23 protein-coding genes are annotated in these 22,534 nt (G+C 64.2%); 16 read left to right on the forward strand and 7 right to left on the reverse strand.

Features of this window, described 5'->3' with window-relative positions; genetic code table 11:
* Positions 1–26: 26 nt before the first annotated feature.
* From LY284_RS31260 to LY284_RS31280, 5 genes are all read left to right on the forward strand, one after another.
* Positions 27–1,343 carry an MFS transporter gene (locus LY284_RS31260; protein ID WP_233390120.1) on the forward strand — a complete coding sequence of 439 codons (1,317 nt, stop codon included), beginning with the start codon at positions 27–29 and terminating at the stop codon, positions 1,341–1,343.
* Positions 1,344–2,207: 864 nt separating this feature from the next.
* Entirely contained in the window at positions 2,208–4,940 is a 2,733-nt protein-coding gene (locus LY284_RS31265) for an ATP-dependent Clp protease ATP-binding subunit (RefSeq protein ID WP_233390122.1), read from the forward strand.
* A 55-nt stretch (positions 4,941–4,995) separates the two neighbouring features.
* Positions 4,996–5,427, forward strand: coding sequence for a DUF3597 domain-containing protein (locus tag LY284_RS31270; RefSeq protein ID WP_233390123.1), 432 nt, complete (start codon positions 4,996–4,998; stop codon positions 5,425–5,427).
* A 171-nt stretch (positions 5,428–5,598) separates the two neighbouring features.
* Positions 5,599–5,973, forward strand: coding sequence for a phage holin family protein (locus LY284_RS31275; RefSeq protein WP_014252427.1), 375 nt, complete (start codon positions 5,599–5,601; stop codon positions 5,971–5,973).
* Positions 5,970–6,275, forward strand: a complete 306-nt coding sequence (locus tag LY284_RS31280; protein ID WP_045460887.1) for a hypothetical protein — start codon at positions 5,970–5,972, stop codon at positions 6,273–6,275. The genes LY284_RS31275 and LY284_RS31280 overlap by 4 nt, the downstream gene beginning before the upstream one ends.
* Positions 6,276–6,307: 32 nt before the next feature.
* On the opposite strand, the gene LY284_RS31285 is transcribed toward LY284_RS31280, so the two are convergent.
* From LY284_RS31285 to LY284_RS31305, 5 genes are all read right to left on the reverse strand, one after another.
* Entirely contained in the window at positions 6,308–6,451 is a 144-nt protein-coding gene (locus LY284_RS31285) for a hypothetical protein (RefSeq protein WP_233391111.1), read from the reverse strand.
* A 36-nt stretch (positions 6,452–6,487) separates the two neighbouring features.
* A complete protein-coding gene (locus tag LY284_RS31290; protein WP_233390125.1) occupies positions 6,488–7,030 on the reverse strand; it encodes a hemerythrin domain-containing protein in 543 nt (180 codons plus the stop codon).
* A 63-nt stretch (positions 7,031–7,093) separates the two neighbouring features.
* Positions 7,094–7,870, reverse strand: coding sequence for a S9 family peptidase (locus LY284_RS31295; protein WP_233390127.1), 777 nt, complete (start codon positions 7,868–7,870; stop codon positions 7,094–7,096).
* On the reverse strand, positions 7,867–8,997 hold the full coding sequence (locus LY284_RS31300) for a DUF3182 family protein (protein ID WP_233390129.1): 1,131 nt from the start codon (positions 8,995–8,997) through the stop codon (positions 7,867–7,869). The genes LY284_RS31295 and LY284_RS31300 overlap by 4 nt, the downstream gene beginning before the upstream one ends.
* Positions 8,998–9,068: 71 nt before the next feature.
* A complete protein-coding gene (locus LY284_RS31305) occupies positions 9,069–9,746 on the reverse strand; it encodes a dihydrofolate reductase family protein (protein WP_233390131.1) in 678 nt (225 codons plus the stop codon).
* Between the two features lie 82 nt (positions 9,747–9,828).
* On the opposite strand from LY284_RS31305, the gene LY284_RS31310 reads away from it, so the two are divergent.
* The 4 genes from LY284_RS31310 (at position 9,829) to LY284_RS31325 (ending at position 12,468) form a co-directional block, all read left to right on the forward strand.
* Positions 9,829–10,080: a hypothetical protein gene (locus LY284_RS31310; RefSeq protein ID WP_233390133.1), complete on the forward strand. Its 252-nt coding sequence runs from the start codon at positions 9,829–9,831 to the stop codon at positions 10,078–10,080.
* 203 nt (positions 10,081–10,283) lie between these two features.
* The gene (locus tag LY284_RS31315) at positions 10,284–10,571 is read left to right on the forward strand and encodes a DUF3649 domain-containing protein (protein ID WP_233390136.1); all 288 of its coding nucleotides are present in this window, start codon (positions 10,284–10,286) and stop codon (positions 10,569–10,571) included.
* A 47-nt stretch (positions 10,572–10,618) separates the two neighbouring features.
* Entirely contained in the window at positions 10,619–12,196 is a 1,578-nt protein-coding gene (locus tag LY284_RS31320; protein WP_233391081.1) for a PepSY domain-containing protein, read from the forward strand.
* A complete protein-coding gene (locus tag LY284_RS31325) occupies positions 12,193–12,468 on the forward strand; it encodes a DUF3325 domain-containing protein (protein ID WP_014252419.1) in 276 nt (91 codons plus the stop codon). Before LY284_RS31320 ends, LY284_RS31325 begins: the two co-directional genes overlap by 4 nt.
* Here LY284_RS31325 and LY284_RS31330 read toward each other — a convergent pair.
* Positions 12,456–13,580 carry a DSD1 family PLP-dependent enzyme gene (locus tag LY284_RS31330; protein ID WP_233390139.1) on the reverse strand — a complete coding sequence of 375 codons (1,125 nt, stop codon included), beginning with the start codon at positions 13,578–13,580 and terminating at the stop codon, positions 12,456–12,458. The genes LY284_RS31325 and LY284_RS31330 overlap by 13 nt on opposite strands.
* Positions 13,581–13,592: 12 nt before the next feature.
* Positions 13,593–14,495: a DMT family transporter gene (locus tag LY284_RS31335; RefSeq protein WP_233390140.1), complete on the reverse strand. Its 903-nt coding sequence runs from the start codon at positions 14,493–14,495 to the stop codon at positions 13,593–13,595.
* A gap of 168 nt (positions 14,496–14,663) precedes the next feature.
* Here LY284_RS31335 and LY284_RS31340 point away from each other — a divergent pair, with 168 nt between their 5' ends.
* The 7 genes from LY284_RS31340 to LY284_RS31370 are packed head-to-tail and all read left to right on the forward strand — an operon-like array spanning position 14,664 to position 22,499.
* Entirely contained in the window at positions 14,664–14,969 is a 306-nt protein-coding gene (locus tag LY284_RS31340) for a non-heme iron oxygenase ferredoxin subunit (protein ID WP_014252416.1), read from the forward strand.
* 25 nt (positions 14,970–14,994) lie between these two features.
* A complete protein-coding gene (locus LY284_RS31345) occupies positions 14,995–16,239 on the forward strand; it encodes an NAD(P)/FAD-dependent oxidoreductase (RefSeq protein ID WP_233390142.1) in 1,245 nt (414 codons plus the stop codon).
* Positions 16,226–17,518, forward strand: coding sequence for an aromatic ring-hydroxylating dioxygenase subunit alpha (locus tag LY284_RS31350; RefSeq protein ID WP_233390144.1), 1,293 nt, complete (start codon positions 16,226–16,228; stop codon positions 17,516–17,518). The genes LY284_RS31345 and LY284_RS31350 overlap by 14 nt, the downstream gene beginning before the upstream one ends.
* Positions 17,519–18,028: an aromatic-ring-hydroxylating dioxygenase subunit beta gene (locus LY284_RS31355; RefSeq protein WP_053571411.1), complete on the forward strand. Its 510-nt coding sequence runs from the start codon at positions 17,519–17,521 to the stop codon at positions 18,026–18,028. It begins immediately after the preceding gene.
* A gap of 31 nt (positions 18,029–18,059) precedes the next feature.
* A complete protein-coding gene (locus LY284_RS31360; RefSeq protein ID WP_014252412.1) occupies positions 18,060–20,465 on the forward strand; it encodes a xanthine dehydrogenase family protein molybdopterin-binding subunit in 2,406 nt (801 codons plus the stop codon).
* Positions 20,462–21,298, forward strand: a complete 837-nt coding sequence (locus tag LY284_RS31365; RefSeq protein WP_233390146.1) for a xanthine dehydrogenase family protein subunit M — start codon at positions 20,462–20,464, stop codon at positions 21,296–21,298. Before LY284_RS31360 ends, LY284_RS31365 begins: the two co-directional genes overlap by 4 nt.
* Before the next feature lie 10 nt (positions 21,299–21,308).
* Positions 21,309–22,499: a 2Fe-2S iron-sulfur cluster-binding protein gene (locus tag LY284_RS31370; protein WP_233390148.1), complete on the forward strand. Its 1,191-nt coding sequence runs from the start codon at positions 21,309–21,311 to the stop codon at positions 22,497–22,499.
* Positions 22,500–22,534 lie beyond the last annotated feature (35 nt).

Here is a 22,534-nt window from a genome sequence, read left to right on the forward strand (position 1 = left end):
CGCAGCGCCCATCCAGGAGACACCTCATGAGCATTTCCAGCGCGCTGTCGAGCGCCGTTCGCAAGATCAAGTGGCACGTGCTGCCGCTTTTCGTCGTGATGTTCATCGTCAATTACATCGACCGGGTGAACATCGGTTTCGTACGTCAGCACCTGAGCGCCGATCTGGGCATCGGCGCGGCGGCCTACGGGCTCGGCGCGGGGCTCTTCTTCGTGAGCTACGCGGTGTTCGAAGTGCCGTCGAACATGCTGATGCAGCGTTTCGGCGCGAAGGCGTGGCTCACGCGCATCATGATCACGTGGGGACTCGCCGCGACCGGCATGGCCTTCGTGCAGGGCGAGACCTCGTTCTATGCCATGCGCCTTTTGCTCGGCGCGGCCGAAGCGGGCTTCTTTCCGGGCGTGGTGTTCTATTTCACGCAATGGCTGCCGCGCGACGAACGCGGCAAGGCCATGGCGATTTTCCTGAGCGGCTCGGCGCTGGCGTCGGTGTTCTCCGGCCCGATATCGGGCGGACTGATGCTGATCCAGGGCGCGGGGCTGCATGGCTGGCAGTGGATGTTCATCATCGAAGGCCTGGCCTCGGTGGTGCTCGCGGGCTTCGTGTGGTTCTGGCTCGATTCGAAGCCGCGCGATGCGAAATGGCTCACGCGTGAGGAGCAGGAAGCGATCGTCGGCGAAATCGAAGACGAACAGCGCCGCCGTGATGCGGTGCATGTGAAGACGCCGTCGGCATGGGCGCTGCTGCGCGATCCGCAAATCCTGATCTTCTGCCTGATCTATTTCTCCGTTTCGCTGACGATCTACGGCGCGACCTTCTGGCTGCCGAGCATCATCCGCAAGATGGGGCATCTGAACGATTTTCAGGTCGGCCTGTTCAACTCGATTCCGTGGCTGATCTCCATCGTCGCGATGTATCTGTTCGCGGCGCTCGCGGCGCGCTTCAAGTTTCAGCAGGCGTGGGTCGCGTGCGTGCTGCTGATCGCGGCGGCGGGTATGTATGCGGCCGGCCTCGGCAGCCCGGTGTATTCGTTCGTCGCGATCTGCTTTGCGGCGATCGGCTTCAAGGCGGCGTCGTCGTTGTTCTGGCCGATTCCGCAAGGGTATCTCGATGCGCGTATCGCGGCGCCCGTGCTTGCGCTCATTAATTCGATCGGCAATCTCGGCGGGTTTGTCGCGCCGGCGACCTTCGGGTTTCTTGAGCAGAAGACTGGTTCGATTACGGGCGGGTTGACCGGGCTCGCGGCGATGTCGGTGCTGGCGGCGGGGGTGGTGTTTTTTGCGCGCATGGCGCCGAAGGTGGGGCGAGGGGGGGCTGGCCTGCGGCCAGGTGTGCAGAAGTAGTTGTTGTTGTCGTTGTCTTTGTCGTTGTTGTTGTCGTGGAATCCTGCATTCACGTCGGTTTATTAGCACTGCCCCTGTGCGGGGCGGCACCTACTTTCTTTGCTGCTGCAAAGAAAGTAGGCAAAGAAAGCAGCTCTCCCCAGCCTAAGCACTTCACACCGGCCGCGGCACAGGCGATTGGCTGAATGGAACCCAGAGTAGCGAGTGTTCTCGTTGCCGTGCCGGGCTTGGATCGCGCACGGTCTGACTCGTCGCGCCGCACAACATACTGGATCAGCACGAAATAGCTCCGGCCCGCTTCGCGGCCGACCGGTCACGCGTGTATGCGTGTGCGTGCGCATGGTTTCCCTTGCATACCCGACGGCAGCGCGTAGCGCTGTGCCGAAGCTATTTCGTGCTGAACCAGCGCGTTCAAAGTTACGGCTTGTCAGACCGTGCGCGATCCAAGCCGCGCGAGTTTTGTGGGGGCACTCGCTACTCCGGGTTCCATTCAGCCAATCGCCTGTGCCGCGGCCGGCATGAAGTGCTTAGGCTGGGAGAAGCTGCTTTCTTTGCCTACTTTCTTTGCAGCAGCAAAGAAAGTAGGTGCCGCCCCGCACAGGGGCAGTGCTAATAGACCGACGCGAATACGGGACCCACCGCTAAAGCCTTCCGAAACGGAACAGTGCTTGCTCGTAGCTCATACCACCAACGCATGAGCGCGCTTTGGCAGGGTTGCTGTGAGGGTGGGGAAATCGCGTTATCGTGTTTCGTGCTGCTTCCGACAGTCAAGGCCATCAAGCAAGCCTTATTCCGCGTCGCTGGAACACCGGTTGCACCCCCTTCAATCTCCGGGCGCACGCCCAACGATCGAGGACTCCGAACATGGCTCACTTGTGCGACGTCTGCGCCGCGCGTCCCGCCACGGTGCGGCTCGCCGTGCTGCGCAACGGCCGGCGCCACGTCATCGACGTATGCGATTTTCACTACGCTCAGCTGACGCGTCATCAGCGCGCGCTCTCGCCGCTCGAATCGCTCTTCATGGGCGGCGCGTCCGCCGATACCCCCGCGCCCGAAGCCGCCGCGCCGCCCGATCAGGCCACGGCGGCGCGGCTCAACGAAACCGAAGGCGCGAATATCGACCGCTATTTCAGCGACGGCGCAAAGGAAATGCTGATGCGCGCCGCCGAGCGCGCCGTGCAGTCCGGCTGCCCGCACGTCGATACGGAGCATTTGCTGTACGAGCTGGCGAACAACGCGGTCATCGGGTCGATACTCGACAGCATCGGCATCGATCCGGCGGGGATTCGCGCCTACATCGACGCCAACGCGCAGCGCCGCGACGGCACGCGGCCGCCCACGGACGGCATGATCGCCGTGTCGCCGCGTCTGAAGAGCGCGCTCGATCGTGCGTTTCTCGCGTCGCGGCAACTGCGTCACAGCTATGTCGCGCCGGAGCATCTGCTGATCGGCCTCGCCGAAGTCCCCGACAGCTTCGCGGGCCAGTTGCTCGGCAAGCTGAACGTCGATCCGCAGGCGCTCAGGCAGCAGACCGCGCAGACCGTCGGCGCGGGCGGTCCGCCGCGCGGCGAAGGGCCGCCCTCGCGCACGCCCAATCTCGACAAGTTCAGCCGCGATCTCACCGCGCTCGCGCGCGAAGGGCATCTCGATCCGGTCATCGGCCGCGCGCGCGAAATCGAAACGATGGTCGAAGTGCTCGCGCGCAGGCGCAAGAACAACCCGGTGCTGATCGGCGAGCCGGGCGTCGGCAAGACGGCGGTCGTCGAAGGGCTCGCGCAGCGCATGGTCAACGGCGACGTGCCCGAATCCCTGCGCGAGAAGCGGCTCATCGAACTGAACGTGAATTCGATGGTGGCGGGCGCGAAGTTTCGCGGCGAGTTCGAGGAGCGCGTGAAGCAGGTCGTCGAGGAAATCACCGCGAATCGCGACACGCTGCTGCTGTTCGTCGACGAAGTGCATACGATCGTCGGCGCGGGGCAGGGCGGCGGCGAGGGCGGACTCGATATCGCCAACGTGTTCAAGCCGGCGATGGCGCGCGGCGAACTAAACCTGATCGGCGCGACGACGCTTGCCGAGTATCAGAAGCACATCGAGAAGGACGCCGCACTGGAGCGGCGCTTTCAGCCCGTGCTGATCGCCGAGCCGACCGTCGCGCAAACCATCAACATTCTGCGCGGCCTGCGCGACCGGCTCGAAGCGCATCACAAGGTCACGATTCAGGACGATGCCATCGTCGGCGCGGCGGAATTGTCGGATCGATACATCACCGGGCGTTTTCTGCCCGACAAGGCGATCGATCTCGTCGATCAGGCCGCCGCGCGCGTCAATCTTTCGGCGACGTCGCGCCCGGCGGAAATCCTCGAGCTGGAATCCGAGCTCGCGCAGTTGCGCCGCGAGCAGGACTATGCGGCATCGCGCAAGCAGTTCGACCGCGCGCATGCGCTCGACGGCGAAATCGCGCAGAAGGAAAAGGCGTTGCAGGAGAACACGGATACGTGGAAGCAGCGCATTGGCATGAATACCTCGACGGTGACGGTCGCGCAGATCGCGGAGATCGTCGCGACGCTCACGGGCATTCCCGTGACGCAACTGACCGAGGAAGAGCGCGCGCGCCTCCTGAACATGGAGGAGCGCCTGCACAAGCGCGTGATCGGGCAGGACGAGGCGGTCGAGGCCGTGTCGGATGCCGTGCGCCGCGCGCGCACCGGCTTGCAGGGGCGCAACCGGCCGATCGCGGTGTTCCTGTTTCTCGGGCCGACCGGCGTCGGCAAGACCGAGCTCGCGAAGGCGCTCGCGGAAGTCGTGTTCGGCGACGAGGACGCGATGCTGCGCGTGGACATGAGCGAATACATGGAGCGCCACGCGGTGTCGCGGCTGATCGGCTCGCCGCCGGGATACGTCGGCTACGACGAAGGCGGTCAGTTGACCGAGCGCGTGCGGCGCCGTCCGTACAGCGTGATCCTGCTCGACGAAATCGAGAAGGCGCACCCCGACGTGTACAACGTGCTGCTGCAGGTGTTCGACGATGGCCGCCTCACCGACGGCAAGGGCCGCGTCGTCGATTTCAGCAATACGCTGATCATCGCGACGAGCAATCTCGGCTCCGATGTGATCGCCGGACAAAAGCGCGCGACGCTCGGCTTCACGGCAAGCGCAACGGACGCCGACGCATCCCTGCAAAGCGGCGTGATGAGCGTGCTGCGCCAGCACTTCAGGCCGGAGTTCCTGAACCGCATCGACGACATCATCCTGTTCCGCTCGCTCGGGCGCGATGAAGTGCGCCATATCGTGCGGCTGCTGCTCGATCAGGTGCAGCGGATGGCGCACAGCCAGGATATCGTGCTCGATTTCGACGAATCGGTGGTCGATCATCTCGCTGAAGTCGGCTATCGGCCGGAATTCGGCGCGCGCGAGCTGCGCAGGCAGATTCGTCAGTTGATCGAGAACCGGCTGGCGAAGGAAATGCTGCGCGGCGACGTGGCGGAAGGGGCAAAAGTGCATTGCCGGTATGACACGGAGACGAAGCAACTCGCGTTCATAGTGGATGCGCCGGGGCTGGCGAACAAGCCGGGAGAAGGCACGCCGGCCACGCCGTAGGCGGTTCGGCACGGCGCTTGCGCATAGCGGGAACTCACTTCAACAAGGAGGCGTCATGAGCATCTTTTCCAACATCATGAACAAGATTTTCGGCCACCACGATGCGGCCGCGGCGGGCGCGCCGGCGGGCCAGGCTGCGGCGCCCGCCTCGGGCACGGCCGCCGCGCCCGCCGCGCCGGCCACATCGACGGCTGCATCCACGCCAGCGCAATCCGCCGCGCCAAAGCAGCCCGTGGACGTCGAAGCGGTGCTCACGCAGATGCAGGCGAGCCACGGCGAGCAGTTGAACTGGCGCACGTCGATCGTCGATCTGATGAAGCTGCTCGGTCTCGACAGCAGCCTCTCCGCGCGCAAGGAACTGGCTACGGAACTGCATTACAGCGGCAACACCGAAGACTCCGCCGCGATGAACATCTGGCTGCACAAGCAGGTGATGCAGAAGCTCGCGGACAACGGCGGCAAGGTGCCCGACGATCTGAAAAACTGAACGGTCTTTCGCGCCCGAACGTCGAAGCCCCGGCCCGCGCCGGGGCTTTTTGCGTGAGCGCGAAGGCGCTTCGATACCCCGCGTCAAAAGCGAATGAGGGCGCTGGCATAGCCGGTGCTGAGCGTTATGGCATGCCCGCTCTCTCCCTTCAACTTCGCTGGAGACGCAACGATGACCATCCAGAGAAAGATCTCGAACTGGCGCAGGATCGGCCATTTCTGCACGACGCGCCTCGTCGATTATGGCGAGCTGATTCCGATCGAACTCGCCGAAACGAAGAAGCGCGTGCTTCATGAAGTCGTCGCGATGGTCGCGCTCACGATCGGCGCGCTGTTCACGTTGTCGTTCGTATCGATCGCCGTGATCGTGACCGCTGTCGGCACGCCGCATCTCGTGCTGACGGCGTGGTGCGTCGCGGGCGCGTGGCTCGCCGTCGCGGTGATCTCCGTCATCGTCATGATGTCGCGCAAGCCGGCCGAGCCGTTTCAATTGCTGCGCGACCAGTTGCGGCGCGATGTCGACACGATCAGGGAGGTGGCGCAATGAAGCATGCCGTGCAACAGGAGATGATTCTCGCGCGCATGGCGGAATCGCGCGCGGAACTGGTCGCGGCGCACGCGCTCGACGAGCCGGTGCGCATCGCGCGCGTGCCGCGTGTGCGGCCGCCGGCTTCGGCGAACGCCGCGCCGTGGTTTCTGCGCACGCCGAATGCGGAATTGATCGCGCTCGCGCTCGTTGGCGTGGCGATTCTCGGGCTGCGGCGCACGGTGCAGACGGCGGTGGGCGCGGGACTGAGCGCATCGACGCACCGCGCCTTCGGCGATTTCCTGAACGCATTGCGCGAATAAAGATTCGCGCAATGCGCAAAGAGTAAAGCGCCTCAGCGTTTGCTGCGGCGCTTTTTCGGCTTGCCCGGCGCGAGCGCCGCCGACCACAGGGACGACGCCTGCCGCTTCGCTTGCGCACTCGCGCGGCCTCGCGTTTTCCCGATGACCGCGTTCGCGCCGGACAGCCACATGCTCATAAAAGGATTCTTCTTGACCCAGGGATTTCGCATGAGTCAGTGCAGGCGCATGGTGTTGTCGCCCGCGTCCTTCGGCAGTTTCGATTCAAGCGCTTCCTTGCGCTGCATGAGTTTTTTGCCGAGCGCGTCCAGATCGGCTCCGGACTTGCGCAGTTTAGGAAATAGATCCGACTCCTCCTCTTCGATGTGGTGGCGCACCATCTCGCTCATCACCTTGAAGGTCGCGTCGAAACCCTTATCGCCCGCGCGCAGCGTGGTGAACTTGTCGATCAGCACCTTGACCAGAAAGTGCTCGACATACGCTTCTTCCACGTCCGGCCGGTCGTCCTCGTCGAGCGCTTCCTGCGCGGCGGGGTAGAGCAGTTCTTCCTCGATCATCGCGTGCACGGTCAACTCTTCGCAGGCGCGGCGCACGAGCGTGGCCTTCGCGTCGAGGTCGTCCTCCTTCGCTTTTTCGAATGCATCGAACAGCTTTTCGACGGCGCGATGATCGTCCATCAGCAGTTGAATCGCGTCCTGGCTCGGGGCGGCGCGGCTCGTCGCGGAGGTCGAATTTTGTGTGGGAGTCTGGCGAGGCATCGTGTTCTCCTTGATGGTGTGGGATGCTCACCATCCACAGCAAATGGCGGACCCGAGACCGCGTTAGCGCGCAGCGGGTCCGGGCGCTTCGCCGCGGCTGCCCGCGCGCCGTCCGCCGATCATTTCCGCCAGCCAGTTGATGACGAGCGCCGTGTACGCATGCTGGCTGCCTTCGTCGGACAAGCCGTGATCCGCGCCGTCGATGACGCGATACGTCAGCGAATGCGCGCGCAGAAACGCCTGAAGATAGCTCGCGAGCACCGTATGCGGCACGATCTGGTCGTGCTCCGATTCGACCAGCAGCACGTCGCCGTGGAAATCCGCGGCCGCGCGCAGCGCGCGGTTTTCGCTCGCGGCCACGATGCGCCTGCGGTACGCGACCAGATCGTGCTCGGTGTGCAGCGCGCGCTTGGCGATGGTCCAGCCGTCGTCGAGATAGAGCGCGGGCACGCGCAGACCGAGCCAGCGAACCGGCCTGAGCGACGTGACGATCGACGCGAGATAGCCGCCGTAGCTGCTGCCGATCACGGCGATCGACGTCTGATCGACGAGCGGGTGCGCGGCGAGCGTGTCGTAGGCCGCGAGCACGTCGGCGAGATTGGTTTCGCGCGTCACCGTTTCCTGCGCTTCCCGGGTGCGAGCGTGGCCGGTGAGATCGAAGGTGAGAGAGACGCAGCCGAGCGCCGCCGCCTGCCGCGCGCGCTCCATGTACTGCGCCTGATCGCCGCCCCAGCCGTGCACGAACAGCACGCCGGGAATGGTCGTCCCGGGCGTGACCACCGTGCCGTCGAGATAGCCGCGTTCGACGGGAATCTGAATCTCCTGCCGGTCTGCCGTCATGCGCTCGCTCCTTCGGCGGTCGTATCGACCGTATGGAACTTCGTGAGCGGACCCGTGCGCGGGTCCGTGCCGCGATAGTCGATGCAGGCGTGCGCGGGCACGTCGACGTCGTCGCCATACGCTTCGACCGTCGAAGCGCGCACGAGCCGCAGCGCGGGATCGTTCGCGAAGACGCGCAACGCGCCGATTTCCGCGCCGCTCGCACCGCCGATGCGCCACGACTGCTCCAGCACGCCGCAGACATGATCGCCGTTGCCGGCCGCGCCGCAGGCGGCGTCATAATTGCGGCGCGACGCGAAAAAATCCGGAAAGGCGTCGTGAATGGCGGCATCGAACGCGCGTGCGCGTCCGATTGCCATGCGCGCGTCGTCCGGCATGTCGATGCCTTCCAGCGCGTCGAAACCACCGCGCACGACGACCAGATCGGAGCCGCCATACACGCTGTGTCCGTGATTGTTGCGCGTCAGATGTTGCACGCCGAAGTAACTCGCTTCGTGGGCGCGTACGCGCACGTGCCCCACACTGAACGTGGCGATGTCGCGCAAGTCGCGCTCCAGCACCACGCCTTCGGCGCGAAGCGTCGCGTCGCCGATATCGTCGAGCTGCGCGGCGAGCTCGCTTTCATCCGCGATGACGGCCTGTCCGCTTCCGCCGATTCCCGACGGACGCTTGAGCCGAACCGCGCCGTCTTTCCACAGCAGCGCGGCGGCGGCGTGGGCATCGTCGCGGGAAAATGCGGAATATCCGGGGAGAACCAGATCGCTGATCCGTTCGCCGAGCGCGTCGGGCCATCCCGCCGGCTTTGCGCGCGCGCCGGGCGGCAGTCCGTGCGCGATGACCTTCGTTGCGACGAACGGATACGGCACCACGCCGCCGAAAAAATCGTCTTCGCGCGCGATACCCATGCGGGCGGCGTCGTCGAGCGAGAGCGTGTCGTCGGGAATCAGATACGGATGCGGATGCCGCCGCGCAGCGTCGAATTCGCCGCAAAAGGGTGCGTCGAGCAGCCGGGCAATCTGCACGGCGAGGGCGCGCTGCGTATCGATTTCATGTTGTCCGCCCGCGGCCTTCTTGCCGCCGCAGTGGACGAACACGACCAGACCGTGATCGACAGACGATGCCTTCATGCGCGCGCTCCGGTGTCAGACGCTTGCAGCGTGCTTACAGCAAGCTTCGTTCCGGGTTGATAGCCGAGATGCTATCTGCGCGTATAACGCAGCCAGACGACGTCGTTATCGAGCGTTTCGACCGAGTCGAGCTTCAGATACGTGGGCTTGCGCCACGCATCCATCGCGATTTCGAACGACGACGTATGGGCTTCGCGCCCGTCCACGAGCGGGATCAAAAGCACGCTGACTTCATCGGCGAGTTGCGCATTCACGAACGCGCCGGAGATATGTCCGCCGCCTTCGACGATCAGCTTGCGGATCTTCAGTTCGCGTTCGAGCGTCTCGACGACGCGCTTCAGCTCGATATCGTCCTTGCCGCCGAACACATACGACGCGCCGATCGATTGCAGATGAGCGAGGTAATCGTCCTCGACGCTTTCGGCGAGCACTTCGACGATATGCGAATCGAGCGCCGTGCTGCGCTTCCACGCGACGCGCCCCTTCGGGTCGATCGATATCGCGTACTGGCTCGCATCGCGCGTCGCGAAGTGGTCCGTGCGCGGAATCGGGCCTTTCGCCAGTCCGCGCGGATAGTCGCGATCCTTGCCGTGCGAGATTTCCTGCATCGTGACGCGGCCGCAGGCCCACGCATCGGCCTCGAAGCGCGCGGCCGTCTCTTCGTACGTTGGCGACGCGAAATCGAGATTCCAGTTATCGGTGAGACTGCGTCCGTCGATCGACGACATCATGTGGCAAACGATATGCATGCGAAAGCTCCAGAGAAACGGGAATGCGTTCGCGCGTGCAAGCGCTGTTCCAGCGTCGGCGCGTTATGCGAAAATCGCCGGTATGAAAAAGACCACTTCGCTCGTCGTTCCGATCCTGCTGATCGCGCTCAGTCCGCTCGCGCACGCGAGCCTGGAGTCGGGTGCGCATCAGTTCAAGGAGGATGTCAAATCCGCCGGCCGCCAGACCGGGCATGCGGCGCGCGACGCCGCCCACGCGATCGGCGACGGCGCGAAATCGGCCGGCCATGCCATCGCGGATACCTCGAAGCGCGGCTATCAGGCCACAAAGAAATGGGTCAAGGGCGAAGACTAATCTCGCCTTTGATGCCCGGACACTTTTAAGCGTTGACTTGACAACGCGCCCGAGCGCCTGTTATTAATAATGGTTATCATTTACACTTTTCGAACGCCGGCTTGACCGGCGCTCGCATCAATGACGTCCGCGCGCGAGCTTCGGATTGCGCGCCCGTCTCCTTCATCGAAAATTTGAACGCTTCCTTCCAGAAAAACGGGCCGATGACCGCCATCGCCAGGCGCGTGCCGCTCGTGTCGCGCATCGTGGCCGCGATATTCGGTGGCTACGCGCTCGCCGCACTCGCCAGCGTGGCGGCGCTCGCCTTGCCGATGGACAAGCCGCAAGCCGTGCTGACGGGCATGCTCGCGAGCTTCATCGTCTATGCGTGCGCGGTCGTCTGGGTCTTCGCGGTTCGAAGCGCCGGGCGCACGTGGGCGGGGCTCTCGATCGCCGCCGTGCCGCTCTTGCTCGCGGCATTCAGCGTGTGGGCCGGAGGGCGCGTTTCGTGACGCGCGTCGCCCCCGCGAAGCCGCAAGGCCGCGGCATTCGCCAGAGCATGTCGGACCTGCATACGTGGGCGGGCCTGCTCGCCGGCTGGATTCTCTACGCGATGTTCCTGACCGGCACCGTCAGCTATTTCAAGGACGAGACGTCGCAATGGATGCGTCCCGAGCAGCCGCATCAGCGCGCGACGGCCGATCCGGCGCTCGTCGCGCAACGCGTGAGCGCGACGCTCGGCACGATCGCCGCGGGCAGCCCGCAATGGAGTTTCGAGTTGCCGAACGAGCGCTCGAGCGTCGTCGGCGCGTTCTGGCGCGTGCCCGGCGTGGCGAACGGACGACGCGCGTTCGAGGAAGCGAGCTTCGATCCCGTCACGGGCGAGCGCACGAGCGCGCGCAAGACCCTCGGCGGCGAATTTTTCTATCGATTCCATTTCCAGTTTTATTACATGCCGGTGCTCTGGGGACGCTGGCTGGCGGGACTCTGCGCGATGTGCATGCTGGTCGCGATCGTGAGCGGCGTCATCACGCACAAGAAAATTTTCATCGACTTCTTCACGTTCCGATGGGGCAAGGGACAGCGCTCATGGCTCGACGCGCATAACGCGCTCTCGGTGTTCGGCCTGCCGTTTCACGCGATGATCACCTACACCGGTCTCGTCACGCTGATGGCCATGTATATGCCCTGGGGCGCGCAGAGCGCGTTCAAGACGCCCGCCGAACGCCAGACGATGCAAGTGCAGCTCAGCGCGTTCATCCAGCCGGGCAAGCCGGGCGGACAGAAGGCCGCGCTCGCGCCCGTCGATGCGATGGTGCGCGAGGCGCAGGCACGCTGGGGCGCCGGCAAGGCCGGCCGCGTGACGATCACGAATCCCGGCGACATCACCGCGCGCGTGGCCGTCTCGCGCGGCGAGGCGTCGCGTGTGTCGATGAGCCCGCAGTACATGCTCTTCGATGGCGTGACGGGCAAGCTCATCGACGTGAAGGACGGCGTCGGCGCGGCGGCGGAAACGCGCGGCGTGCTGTACGCGCTGCATCTCGGACGCTTCAGCGACCTGCAATTGCGCTGGCTGTATTTCATCGTCAGCCTCGCGGGCACGGCGATGGTCGGCACCGGGCTCGTCATGTGGACCGTGAAGCGCCGTCAGAAGCTGCCCGATCCGGCGCGGCCCTACTTCGGCTTCTGGCTCGTCGAGCGTTTGAACATCGCGAGCATCGCCGGGCTTTCCGTCGCAATGACGGCCTTTCTCTGGGGCAATCGGCTGTTGCCGCTCGACATCGCCGCACGCGACAACGCGGAGATCAACCTGTTTTTCGCGGCATGGGGCGCGACCTTGCTGTACGCGTTGCTGCGACCCGCGAAGCGTGCATGGATCGAGTTGCTATGGCTTGCCGCCGCGATGCTCGCGCTGCTGCCCGTGCTCGATGCGCTGACGACCGATCGACCCTTCTGGCGCAGCGTCGCGCAGGGCGACTGGGTTTTCGCGGGCTTCGAACTGACGATGTGGGCCTTCGCCGCGCTGCATGCGTTGCTGGCGATACGCGTGACGCATCATCGTCCGCGTGTGAAGCCTGCGGGAAAGCGCGCTGCCGTGCGCCCGCTCGCGATCGAGCGCGAGAAGGAAAGCGCATGACGATTGCATTCTGCGTCATCGCATTCGCCTTTCTCGCGATCTCGATGGACCGCCATCAAACGGCCTTGTTCGGGCGCGAGTTTGCAGACGGACGATCGCGCGCGTTTCGCATCGCCGGATGGTGCGGCCTTGCGCTCGCGCTGCGCTTCGTCGTCGGAAATGAAGGATGGGCGCTCGGGCTCGTCACGTATAGCGGCTGCACGAGCCTTGCGGCGGGGCTCGTGTATGGTGGACTCATCCTGTACGAGCGTGTGGCGCATCACCAGCCGTGAAAGCGCGGCCATGCGACGGTGCCGCCGCTGGACGCAAGCGCGCGATACTCGGGATACTGCGCGCCCGTCGCGCATGCATGATTCGGCAGAATGCGCAGCTTCATGCCGAGGGGAAAGCGTCGCGCGAGATCGTCGGCCCGTTCAACCGCGATAATGCCGTGCTCCTGATTCGCGCCGATTAGCGCGCAGCCTTCGAGCGGCGTGCCATCGAGCGCGCAGGCGAGACCGTAGCCATAGTCGCGCGCCTGCTTCGACGTGCCCCGGTCGCGGCTCATCGCCATCCATCCCGCATCGACGATGACCCAGCCCTTCTCGGGCTGATGACCGATGACGCTCGTGAGCACGCTCAACGCGATATCGCTCGTCGCGCACGCGCCGACATTCGCCATCACGAGATCGAAGAACACATAGACGCCCGCGCGCACTTCGGTGACGCCGTCGAGATGCTTCGCGGCGAGCGCGGTCGGCGTCGAACCGACGCTGACGGTCTTGCACGCGATGCCGGCCGCGCGCAGACGTTGCGCCGCGCGCACGCAGCCCGCGCGTTCCTGTTCGGCGAGCGCGGCCAGCGCCTCGGGGTCGTTCAGTTCGTAGCTTGACCCGGCATGCGTCATCACGCCGCCCACTTCGATGCCGCCATCGCGAAGCACGCGGGCTATCGCGAGCAACGCATCGTCGTCGGGCGAGAGGCCCGAGCGATGTCCGTCCGTATCGATCTCCAGCCAGACTTCGAACGTGATGTTGGCGGTCTTGCAAAACTCGACGATCGCCGCTGCCGCCGCCACGTTATCGACGATGATCTTCAGATCGCAGCCTTGCTGTTTCAGCGCCATCGCGCGCGGCAGTTTCGCGGGAACCATGCCGACTGCATACAGCACGTCCGTGATGCCCGCCGCGAAAAACTGCTCCGCTTCCTTGAGGGTCGAGACGGTAATGCCCTGAGCGCCCGCTGCGATCTGCGCGCGCACGACATCGAGACACTTGGTCGTCTTCACATGCGGACGGAAGCGCACGCCGAGCGCATTCATGCGCGCCTGCATGGCATCGATGTTGTGCTGCATCTTCGCGATATCGACGATCGCGGCGGGGGTGTCGAGTTGTTCGATATTCATGATGTGATGGCGTTATGCAATGGGGCCTTCAGGAATCTTGCGCTGCAACGCGACCGCGATCGCGCTGCCGACGATCAGCGCGATGCCCGCAAGCGAAAGCGGCGCGATGGTTTCGCCCCACACGATATAGGCGAACAACGCCGCCCAGACGATGCTCGTGTAGTTGAAGGGCGCGAGCGTGCCGGCATCGGCGCGTCGAAACGCGACCGTCATCAGGATCTGGCCGACCGTCGCCAATGCACCTAGCAGCGCCATCAAAAGCAGGGCGTCGAACGTCGGCGTCTTCCAGCCGAATGCGAGCGTGCTGCCCGCGACGACGGTGCCCACAGCGGTGAAGAAAAGCACGGTGGTGCGCGAGTCGTCGGTCGGACGGATGCGTTTGATCTGAATGATGGACAGCGCGCCGCACAATGCGCTCGACAACAGCAGCACCGGCCCGAGCCAGTTCGATTCGCCGGCGCCGGGCCGCACGACGAGCAGCACGCCCGCGAAGCCGATCAACGCCGCGATGGCCGCGCGCAGGGTGAGCCGTTCCTTCAGGATGAAGGGCGCGAGCAGAACGACGATCAAGGTCTCCGAATACGCGATGGCCACGGCCTCGCCGAGCGGAATATAGGGCAGGCCCGCGAAGAAAAAACCCGATGCGCCGAGCAGCGTCAGCGCACGCCATGTCTGTCCCTTGATGTCGAGACGCCGCACGCGGTCCAGCAGCGAACGTTCGCCGACACAGCATGCCGCGATAGCCGGAACGAGCCCGAACAACATGCGGAAAAAGGTCAGTTCATTCGCCGGATAGCGCAGCACGATGGCCTTCGCGAGCGTATCGACGATCGCGAAACAAAGCATCGAAGCAAGGATGAAGCCAATGCTCGCGAGAGGCAGAGGGCTCGGGCGCGAGATGCTGGTGGACGGCATGACGGAATCGGGTCGTGAGCGAGCCTCGAATCATCGCACATGCGCACGCAAGCCCGTTCGTCTACGGGAAAGCCATTATTTTTGGCCGGTTGACTCGCGGAAAAGTCCTGCTAGGATACGTCCATCAGATTCATCAGCACACTGACAATATTTTCGAAGGGGCCAAACATGGCGCTCAAGTTCGCGGCGAAACTCGCCGATCTGGTTGAAGACGAGCCGCTCGGCGTGACGATCGGCGAGGAGCGTATCGCGCTCTATCTGCTCGACGGCGAAGTGCATGCCACGCACAACGTCTGCACGCATCAGTTCGCGTTGTTGAGCGACGGCTATATGGAAGACGGCTGCATCGAATGTCCGCTGCATCAGGGACGATTCGACATCCGCACGGGTGCGGCGCAATGCGCGCCGGTCACGCAGCCGATCCGCGTGTACGGCGTGCAGGTGGAAGGCGGCGAAATCTACGTCGATCTTTGATGCGAACGAGTGCGGAGCGAACAACATGACGCAGACCGTTTTGATTATCGGCGCGGGACAAGCCGGAGCGCGTGCAGCAGAGGCGCTGCGCACGCACGGCTTCGACGGGCGCATCGTGCTCGTCGGCGACGAGCGTCACGCGCCGTATGAAAGGCCGCCGCTGTCGAAAGACGTGCTCGTCGCGCAAGACGATGACGATTGCTTCGAAGGCTGGGTGCACGCTGCCGCGCTGTATGCCGATGCGCGCATCGAATGGTCGAACGATCGCGTTCTTGCGCTTGACCCGCAACGGCACGTCGCGACGCTCGAACGCGGCGGGGAACTGCGCTACGACCATTGTCTGCTGACGACCGGCGGACGCGCACGGCGCTTGCCGGATGCGCCCGAAGGTCCGCATACGTTCTATCTGCGCACGCTCGACGATGCCATGCGTCTGCGCGCCCGCCTCGCGACGGCGCGTTCGGTGGCGGTGATCGGCGGCGGCTTTCTCGGGCTTGAATTCGCGTCGAGTGCGCGAACGCGCGGCCTCGATGTGAGTGTGTTCGAATCCGCATCGAGCTTGCTGAGCCGTGCGTTGCCGGCGATGTTCTCCGAACGCCTGCGCATGAAGCACGAGACGCATGGCGTGCGCTTCGTGTTCGATGCGGCGCAGTTGCAGATCGCCGAGCACGCAACCGGCGTGCAGATTGGCGAAGCGCACTTCGATCTGTGCGTGATCGCCATCGGCCAGATACCGAACGACGATATCGCGCGAGACGCGGGTATCGCGACGAACAATGGCATCAGCGTGGATCGTCATTGCCGCACGTCGGCGGCCGATGTCTATGCCGCCGGCGATTGCACGCGCTTTCCTTATGGCGCGAATGACCGCGCAACGCGTCTGGAATCGTGGCAGAACGCGCAGGAACAGGCGATCGCCGCGGCGCGCAACATCGCGGGCGATGCCGTGACATATGCACCGACGCCGTGGTTCTGGACCGATCAATACGACTGGAACATCCAGATGCTCGGCTTGCCCGATAGCGCCGTCGATCGATGGATCGAACGCGCGGGCATGGAGGGCAAGACGCTTCTGCTGGGGCTGCGTGACGGTGTCATCGTCCAGGCGCTCGCGATCAATCAGGGCGGCGAGCTGCGGGCGATCCGGCGGCTCGTCGAAGAAGCCGTGCCGGTGGACGCCGCCATGCTCGCGGACCCCACGGTCAAGCTGCGCCAGCTCGAACGGCTGACTCGCTCAACACACTCGGGAGATCAAGGTGTACTCGTCTGAAACGATCATCGGCATCCATACGCCGCAAACCAAAAATCCGCCCATAGAAGGGCTCGTGTGGCCGGAAGAAGGACTGCAATGCATTCCGGACTGGGTCTATACGAGCGAAGCGGTCTATACGCGCGAAGTCGAGCGGATCTTTCATGGCCGCACCTGGAACTTCGTCGCGCTGGAAGCGGAAGTGCCGAATGCGGGCGATTACAAGCGCTCGTATGTGGGGCCGACGCCCGTCGTCGTGTCGCGCGCGGAAGACGGTTCGATCAACGTGTTCGAGAATCGCTGCGCGCATCGCGGCGCGGAATTCTGCCGCCACAGCCGCGGCAACAACAAGGAATTCGTGTGCCCGTATCACCAATGGTCGTATGACCTGAAGGGCAATCTGCAGGGCGTGCCGTTCAGACGCGGCGTGAACAAGCTGGGCGGCATGCCGAAGGACTTCCGCAACGACGCGCACGGTCTGCGCAAGCTCGCCGTCGCGACGCGCAACGGCGTGGTCTTCGCGTCATTTACGCACGACATGGAGCCGCTCGAAGACTATCTCACGCCCGAGATCCTCGAAGACTTCGACGCCGTGTTCAACGGCAAGCCGCTGCGCGTGCTCGGTTTCTACAAGAACGAGCTGCCTTGCAACTGGAAGATGTATCACGAGAATCTGAAGGACCCGTATCACGCGACGCTGCTGCATTCGTTTCTCGTCGTGTTCGGCCTGCTCGTGGCGGGCAACCGCTCGGCGATGGTCGCGGACAGCAAGTACGGCATTCACGGCACGATGGCTTCGGCGAAAAGCGATTCGCTGTACGCGACCATCGACGAAGACAAGAAGAAGGAGATGCGCTCCTTTCACGACGGCATGACCTTGCGCGACGAGCGCTTTCTGGAGTTCGTGAAGGAATTCGATTCCGAATGGTCCGTGACGATGCAGACCATCTGGCCGAACCTTATCGTGCAGCGCGAGATGAACACGCTCGGCGTTCGCCATATCGTGCCGAACGGCCCCAACAGCATGATCATGCTGTGGACGATGTTCGGCTATGAAGACGACAGCGAAGACATGGTGCGTCACCGTCTGCGCCAGGGCAATCTGATGGGGCCTGCCGGCTTTCTCGGCCTCGAAGACAACGAAGCGATGAAGTTCGTTCAGGAAGGCGTGCGCCGCTCGGTGACGGACCACAGCATCATCAAGCTCGATGGCGACAAGATCGGCACGGCCGATAACCTGATCTCCGAGGCGGCCATTCGCGCCATGTACAAACACTACCGTGAAGTGATGGGGTTCTAGATGTTGCCAGGATTCGAGAAACAGAACATCGCTCACGACAAGGCGCTGATTGCACGCGCCGCGGTCGAGGATTTTCATGCCGAGTATTGCGCGGCGCTGGATAGCGGCGATATCGAGCGGTGGCCGGAATTCTTCACCGAGAACTGCCTTTATCGCGTGACCGAGCATGAGAACGTCGTCAATAACTTTCCGGTCGGGCTCGTCTATGCGGAAGGGCGCGACATGCTGCGCGATCGCGCCGTGGCGATTGCACGCACGCAGATGTTCGCGCCGCGCCAGATGCTGCATTTCGTATCGAACGTGCGCATCTTGAACGCGACCGACGAGGAAATCGTCGCGCAGAGCAATTACATGCTGCTGCAAACGCTGGTCGAAGGCGCGACCACCTTGCATCAGGCGGGCAGGCTTTTTGACCGCTTCGCGCGCAATGGTAACGTGCTTCTGCTGAAAGAAAGACAGGCGGTCTACGACACGGCGATGATCGCCAACGATCTCGCCTATCCCGTTTGATGTCGCTGGACGCCCATTCCGGAGAGAGCGCATGAGTGATACGGAACATACCGAAGCGCCGGTCGAAAGCGGCGGCGTCGGCGCGCGCGTCAGGCGTCGCGAGGACGAACGGCATCTGCATGGCAAGGGCAAGTTCGTCGCCGACTACACGTTTCCCGATTTGCAGGAAGTCGCGTTTCTGCGCAGCCCCGTGGCGCATGCGCGCATCGTGCGCATCGGCAAGCCTGGCAACCATGCGGCGCAGGTCGTCGTGCGCGACGACATGCAAGGCGCCACCGATATCGTCGCCGATTCGAGCCTGCCCACCTACAAGCCTTCATCGCATCCGCCGCTCGCGTCGGGCAAAGTGCGTTTCGTCGGCGAGCCCGTGGCGATGTGTTTCGCGAAGACGCGTGCGCTCGCCGAAGACATCGCGGAAGAAATCGAGCTGGATCTCGACGAGCTTCCCGCCTTCGCGAATGCGTTCACCGCGCGCGAACGCACCGATGTGCGCGTGCACGATCACTGGACCGACAATCTCTTCCTTGATCTCAAGGCCGACGTGAATTTCGACGAGCTCGCGAAAGACGCGCCCGTTGTCGTGAAACAGAAGGTCGATCTCGCGCGGCAATGCATGGTGCCGATGGAAGGCAAGGCCGTGCTCGCGTACTGGGATCACACGCATTCGCAACTCGTCGTCATTACATCGACGCAAGTGCCGCACATGATTCGCACGGTGCTTTCGCAATGTCTCGGCATCGATCATGCGCAGGTGCGCGTGATCTCGCCCGATGTGGGCGGCGCGTTCGGCTACAAGTGCGTGCTTCAACAGGAAGAACTTTGCATTGCGTGGCTCGCGCTCACCTACAAGAAGCCGTTCCGCTTTATCGAAGACCGGCGCGAGCACCTGATCGCGGGCGCGAACTCGCGTCAGCATCACTACGAACTCACCGCCTATGCCGATAAGAACGGCCGCCTGCTTGCGCTCGATGCCAATCTTCTCATCGACGGCGGCGCGTATTCGGCGTGGCCTTTCACCATCGGGCTCGAAACGGGACAGGCGCTCGGCAATCTTCCCGGCCCCTATGATTTCTCGGGCTATCGCTGCCGCACGCAATGCGCGGCGACCAACAAGCCGGGCTTTCTGCCGTATCGCGGCGTCGCGCGCACGGGTGTGTGCTTCGCCATCGAACTGACGATGGATGCGATCGCGCGCGCGGTGGGGCGTGAAGCGTGGGAAGTGCGTCATGACAATCTCGTGCGCGGCGCGGACATGCCTTATACGAACGTCGTGAAAAAGCACTATGACAGCGGCGATTTCCAGGAAAGCCTTCGGCGCGCCGTGGCGCAACTCGACGTGCAGAAATGGCGCGCGCGCCAGAAGACCGGCGAGAAGGATGGACGTCTTGTCGGCATCGGCTTCGCGACATTCACGGAGCAGTCGGCGCATGGCACGGCGGTGTTCGCATCGTGGGGTTTGCCGGTCGTGCCGGGCTATGACCTCGCAACCGTGCGCATCACCGCGGATGGCGGCCTTGAACTTCGAGCGGGTATTCACTCGCATGGGCAAGGGATGGAAACGACGCTCGCGCAGATCGCGAACGAAGTGCTCGGCGTGCCGCTGCACAAGATCAAGGTCGTGCATGGCGATACGGCGCTCACGCCCTATTCGACGGGCACGTATGCATCACGCAGCATCGTGATGGCGGGCGGCGCGGTCGCCGCGACGTGCCGCGAACTCTTGCCGCGCCTGCTTTTCATCGGTGCGCATCTGATCGGCGAAGAAGAGAACGCGGTGCGCTTCGAGCATGGCGAAGTGATCGGCGAAAAAGGACGCGTGACGATTCAGGAGATTGCGGCTGCATGGTATCTGCGTCCGGAGCGTTTGCCCGCCGGCGTGAATCTCGCGGGTCTCGAAGCGACGCAAGGCTTCAAGCCCAAAGTCGATACGGGCGCGTTCAGCTACGCGACGCACGCTGCGGCCGTCGCCGTCGATACGAAGACCGGTGATGTCGAGATTCTGGATTACGTGATCGTCGAGGATTGCGGACGTATGATCAATCCGATGGTCGTCGAAGGGCAGACCATCGGCGGCACGGCGCAAGGCATCGGCACGGCGTTCTACGAGGAAACGCTTTACGACGACAACGCGCAGCCGCTTACATCGACGCTCGCCGACTATATGTTGCCGGGGCCGACCGAGTTGCCGTCGCTCACGATCATCCATATGGAAACGCCGTCGCCCTATACGGAGTTCGGTGCGAAGGGCGTGGGCGAAGGCGGGGCCATCGCGCCGCCCGCCGCGCTCTTCAACGCGGTGAACGATGCGCTCGTACCGCTGGGTGCAGTCGTCTCCGAAACGCCTTTGACGCCGCGCCGTCTGCTCACAGCGATCGAAGCGGCGAAGGCCCGCGAGCACGCCAGCAAGAACGAGTTGAGTCAGGAGATCGCAGGATGAAAGCCGCTGCGTTCGAATATGTGAGGGCGGTTTCGTTGCCCGATGCGCTCAGGGAACTGAGCAGCGCGAAGCCGATAGCCGGCAGTCAGTCGATGGGACCGATGCTGAATCTGCGTCTTGCACGGCCGGCGCGTGTGGTCGATGTATCGCGCATCGCGGATCTGCGCGGCGTCGCCGAAGCGGGCGAGTTCGTGCGCGTGGGCGCATCGGTGACGCATGCCGAGATCGAAGACGGCAAGCACGCGCTGCTGCGGCATCCGTATATGCGGCATGTGGCGGGCGGCATCGCGTATCGCGCGATTCGCAATCGCGGCACGATCGGCGGAAGTCTCGCGCATGCCGATCCGGCCGCGGACTGGCCGCTTGCGTTGTCGGCGCTGGACGCGCGTCTGGAGTTGTCGAGCGCGAACGGCACGCGGCAGGTGCGCGCAAGCGAGTTCATGCTCGGCGCGTTCACGACGCGCCTCGAAGAGGGCGAGATCATTACCGCGGTGCTGCTGCCGAAGCTCGGCCCGACCTTGCGCTGGGGCTATTACAAGCTATGCCGCAAGACCGGCGAATTCGCGCATGCGAGCGCGGCCGCCGCGTTCGACGCGCGTTCGGGCCTCGCCCGCATCGTGCTCGGCGCGCTCGATGGTCCGCCCGCTGCGCTCGACGATCTCGCGCGCCAGGTCGCGCAGCGCGGTCCGGCCGCCGCCACCGGCGATGCCCTCGCGCAAGCGGTGGCAAGCGCGATGCCCAACGCGGACAGCATCGACCGGTCGATTCATGCAGCGGCGCTCGAACGTTGCCTCGCGCAGGCGTTCGGCGCATCGAACGCGAATCCAGCTTAGAGAGATTGCAATGTCCGTTATCGAACTCACCATCAATGACCGTTCCGTGCGCAGCGATATCGAATCGCGCGTGCATCTCGGCGACTTTCTGCGCGATACGCACAACCTGACCGGCACGCACCTCGGCTGCGAGCACGGCGTGTGCGGCGCGTGCACCGTGCTCGTCGATGGCGAGCCGGTCCGCTCGTGCATCACGTTCGCCGTGGCGTGCGATCAGCAGAAGGTTCGCACCATCGAAGGCTTCGACGACGACGAACTGATGAAGCGTCTGCGTCGCGCGTTTTCGATTCATCACGGGCTGCAATGCGGTTACTGCACGCCGGGCATGCTCATCACCGCGCGCGATATCGTGCGGCGTTTCCCCGATGCCGACGAAGCGCGCATCCGGCTCGAACTGTCGGGCAATCTGTGCCGGTGCACGGGCTATATGGGCATCGTCGCGGCGATCAGCGCGGTGCTTCGGGAGTTGAAGGAGAACCCGACCGCAGACGTGCCGGCCGCATGCGAGATAGTCACCGATGCAACGGCCAGCGCGCCCGCGTTCGAGACGTTCGCAGCGGCGCCCGCGGCGGCACCGCAAGCGCCAGTCGCGGCGAGCGCGGCATCGAAGGATCAGCCCGGCGCTCAACGCAAAGGCTGGACGGCAATCGACGACAGCTTCGTCGTGCCTTTCCCGCTGGAAAAGGTCTGGGCGTTCATGGGCGATCTGCCGTCGGTCACGTCGTGTTTGCCCGGCGCGGAACTCGTGGAACACGACGGCGAAAGCGTGAAAGGGAAGATCGCCATCAAGTTCGGACCGATGTCGGCGAACTTCGCGGGCGCGGCACGGCTGGAGCGCGACGACGCCGCGCATCGTGCCGTTATGCGCGGCGCGGGGCAGGACAACATCAGCCGCTCACGCGCGAACGGCGACGTCACCTACGCATTGAGCAGCGAAGCGCAAGGCGCGCAAACGCGCGTGGCTGTCACGCTCGAATACATGTTGCAAGGGCCGCTCGCGCAGTTCTCGCGCTCGGGGCTCGTGAAGGATTTCGTGCGGCGGATGATCGCGGATTTCGGCGCGCGCATCACGGCGCAACTCGGCGGCAATGCCGCGCCGGAGGCGTCGGCGTCGGCATCGTCGGCGAAGTTCAATGCGGGCAGCCTCGTGTGGAGCGTCATCTGGGGGCGTATCCGGCAACTCTTTGGAAAGGGCGGTTGAGCGGGATGGGTCGAGCCGGCAATGGTTCGTCCTGC

The sequence above is a fragment of the Caballeronia sp. PC1 genome, assembly GCF_021353155.1.
GTDB lineage: Bacteria > Pseudomonadota > Gammaproteobacteria > Burkholderiales > Burkholderiaceae > Caballeronia > Caballeronia cordobensis.

Bases quoted from the DNA above. Each gene is read 5' to 3' on its own strand.
- LY284_RS31260 (WP_233390120.1), top strand. From the start codon at position 27: ATGAGCATTTCCAGCGCGCTGTCGAGCGCCGTTCGCAAGATCAAGTGG.
- LY284_RS31265 (WP_233390122.1), top strand. From the start codon at position 2,208: ATGGCTCACTTGTGCGACGTCTGCGCCGCGCGTCCCGCCACGGTGCGG.
- LY284_RS31270 (WP_233390123.1), top strand. From the start codon at position 4,996: ATGAGCATCTTTTCCAACATCATGAACAAGATTTTCGGCCACCACGAT.
- LY284_RS31275 (WP_014252427.1), top strand. From the start codon at position 5,599: ATGACCATCCAGAGAAAGATCTCGAACTGGCGCAGGATCGGCCATTTC.
- LY284_RS31280 (WP_045460887.1), top strand. From the start codon at position 5,970: ATGAAGCATGCCGTGCAACAGGAGATGATTCTCGCGCGCATGGCGGAA.
- LY284_RS31285 (WP_233391111.1), bottom strand. From the start codon at position 6,451: ATGAGCATGTGGCTGTCCGGCGCGAACGCGGTCATCGGGAAAACGCGA.
- LY284_RS31290 (WP_233390125.1), bottom strand. From the start codon at position 7,030: ATGCCTCGCCAGACTCCCACACAAAATTCGACCTCCGCGACGAGCCGC.
- LY284_RS31295 (WP_233390127.1), bottom strand. From the start codon at position 7,870: ATGACGGCAGACCGGCAGGAGATTCAGATTCCCGTCGAACGCGGCTAT.
- LY284_RS31300 (WP_233390129.1), bottom strand. From the start codon at position 8,997: ATGAAGGCATCGTCTGTCGATCACGGTCTGGTCGTGTTCGTCCACTGC.
- LY284_RS31305 (WP_233390131.1), bottom strand. From the start codon at position 9,746: ATGCATATCGTTTGCCACATGATGTCGTCGATCGACGGACGCAGTCTC.
- LY284_RS31310 (WP_233390133.1), top strand. From the start codon at position 9,829: ATGAAAAAGACCACTTCGCTCGTCGTTCCGATCCTGCTGATCGCGCTC.
- LY284_RS31315 (WP_233390136.1), top strand. From the start codon at position 10,284: ATGACCGCCATCGCCAGGCGCGTGCCGCTCGTGTCGCGCATCGTGGCC.
- LY284_RS31320 (WP_233391081.1), top strand. From the start codon at position 10,619: ATGTCGGACCTGCATACGTGGGCGGGCCTGCTCGCCGGCTGGATTCTC.
- LY284_RS31325 (WP_014252419.1), top strand. From the start codon at position 12,193: ATGACGATTGCATTCTGCGTCATCGCATTCGCCTTTCTCGCGATCTCG.
- LY284_RS31330 (WP_233390139.1), bottom strand. From the start codon at position 13,580: ATGAATATCGAACAACTCGACACCCCCGCCGCGATCGTCGATATCGCG.
- LY284_RS31335 (WP_233390140.1), bottom strand. From the start codon at position 14,495: ATGCCGTCCACCAGCATCTCGCGCCCGAGCCCTCTGCCTCTCGCGAGC.
- LY284_RS31340 (WP_014252416.1), top strand. From the start codon at position 14,664: ATGGCGCTCAAGTTCGCGGCGAAACTCGCCGATCTGGTTGAAGACGAG.
- LY284_RS31345 (WP_233390142.1), top strand. From the start codon at position 14,995: ATGACGCAGACCGTTTTGATTATCGGCGCGGGACAAGCCGGAGCGCGT.
- LY284_RS31355 (WP_053571411.1), top strand. From the start codon at position 17,519: ATGTTGCCAGGATTCGAGAAACAGAACATCGCTCACGACAAGGCGCTG.
- LY284_RS31360 (WP_014252412.1), top strand. From the start codon at position 18,060: ATGAGTGATACGGAACATACCGAAGCGCCGGTCGAAAGCGGCGGCGTC.
- LY284_RS31365 (WP_233390146.1), top strand. From the start codon at position 20,462: ATGAAAGCCGCTGCGTTCGAATATGTGAGGGCGGTTTCGTTGCCCGAT.
- LY284_RS31370 (WP_233390148.1), top strand. From the start codon at position 21,309: ATGTCCGTTATCGAACTCACCATCAATGACCGTTCCGTGCGCAGCGAT.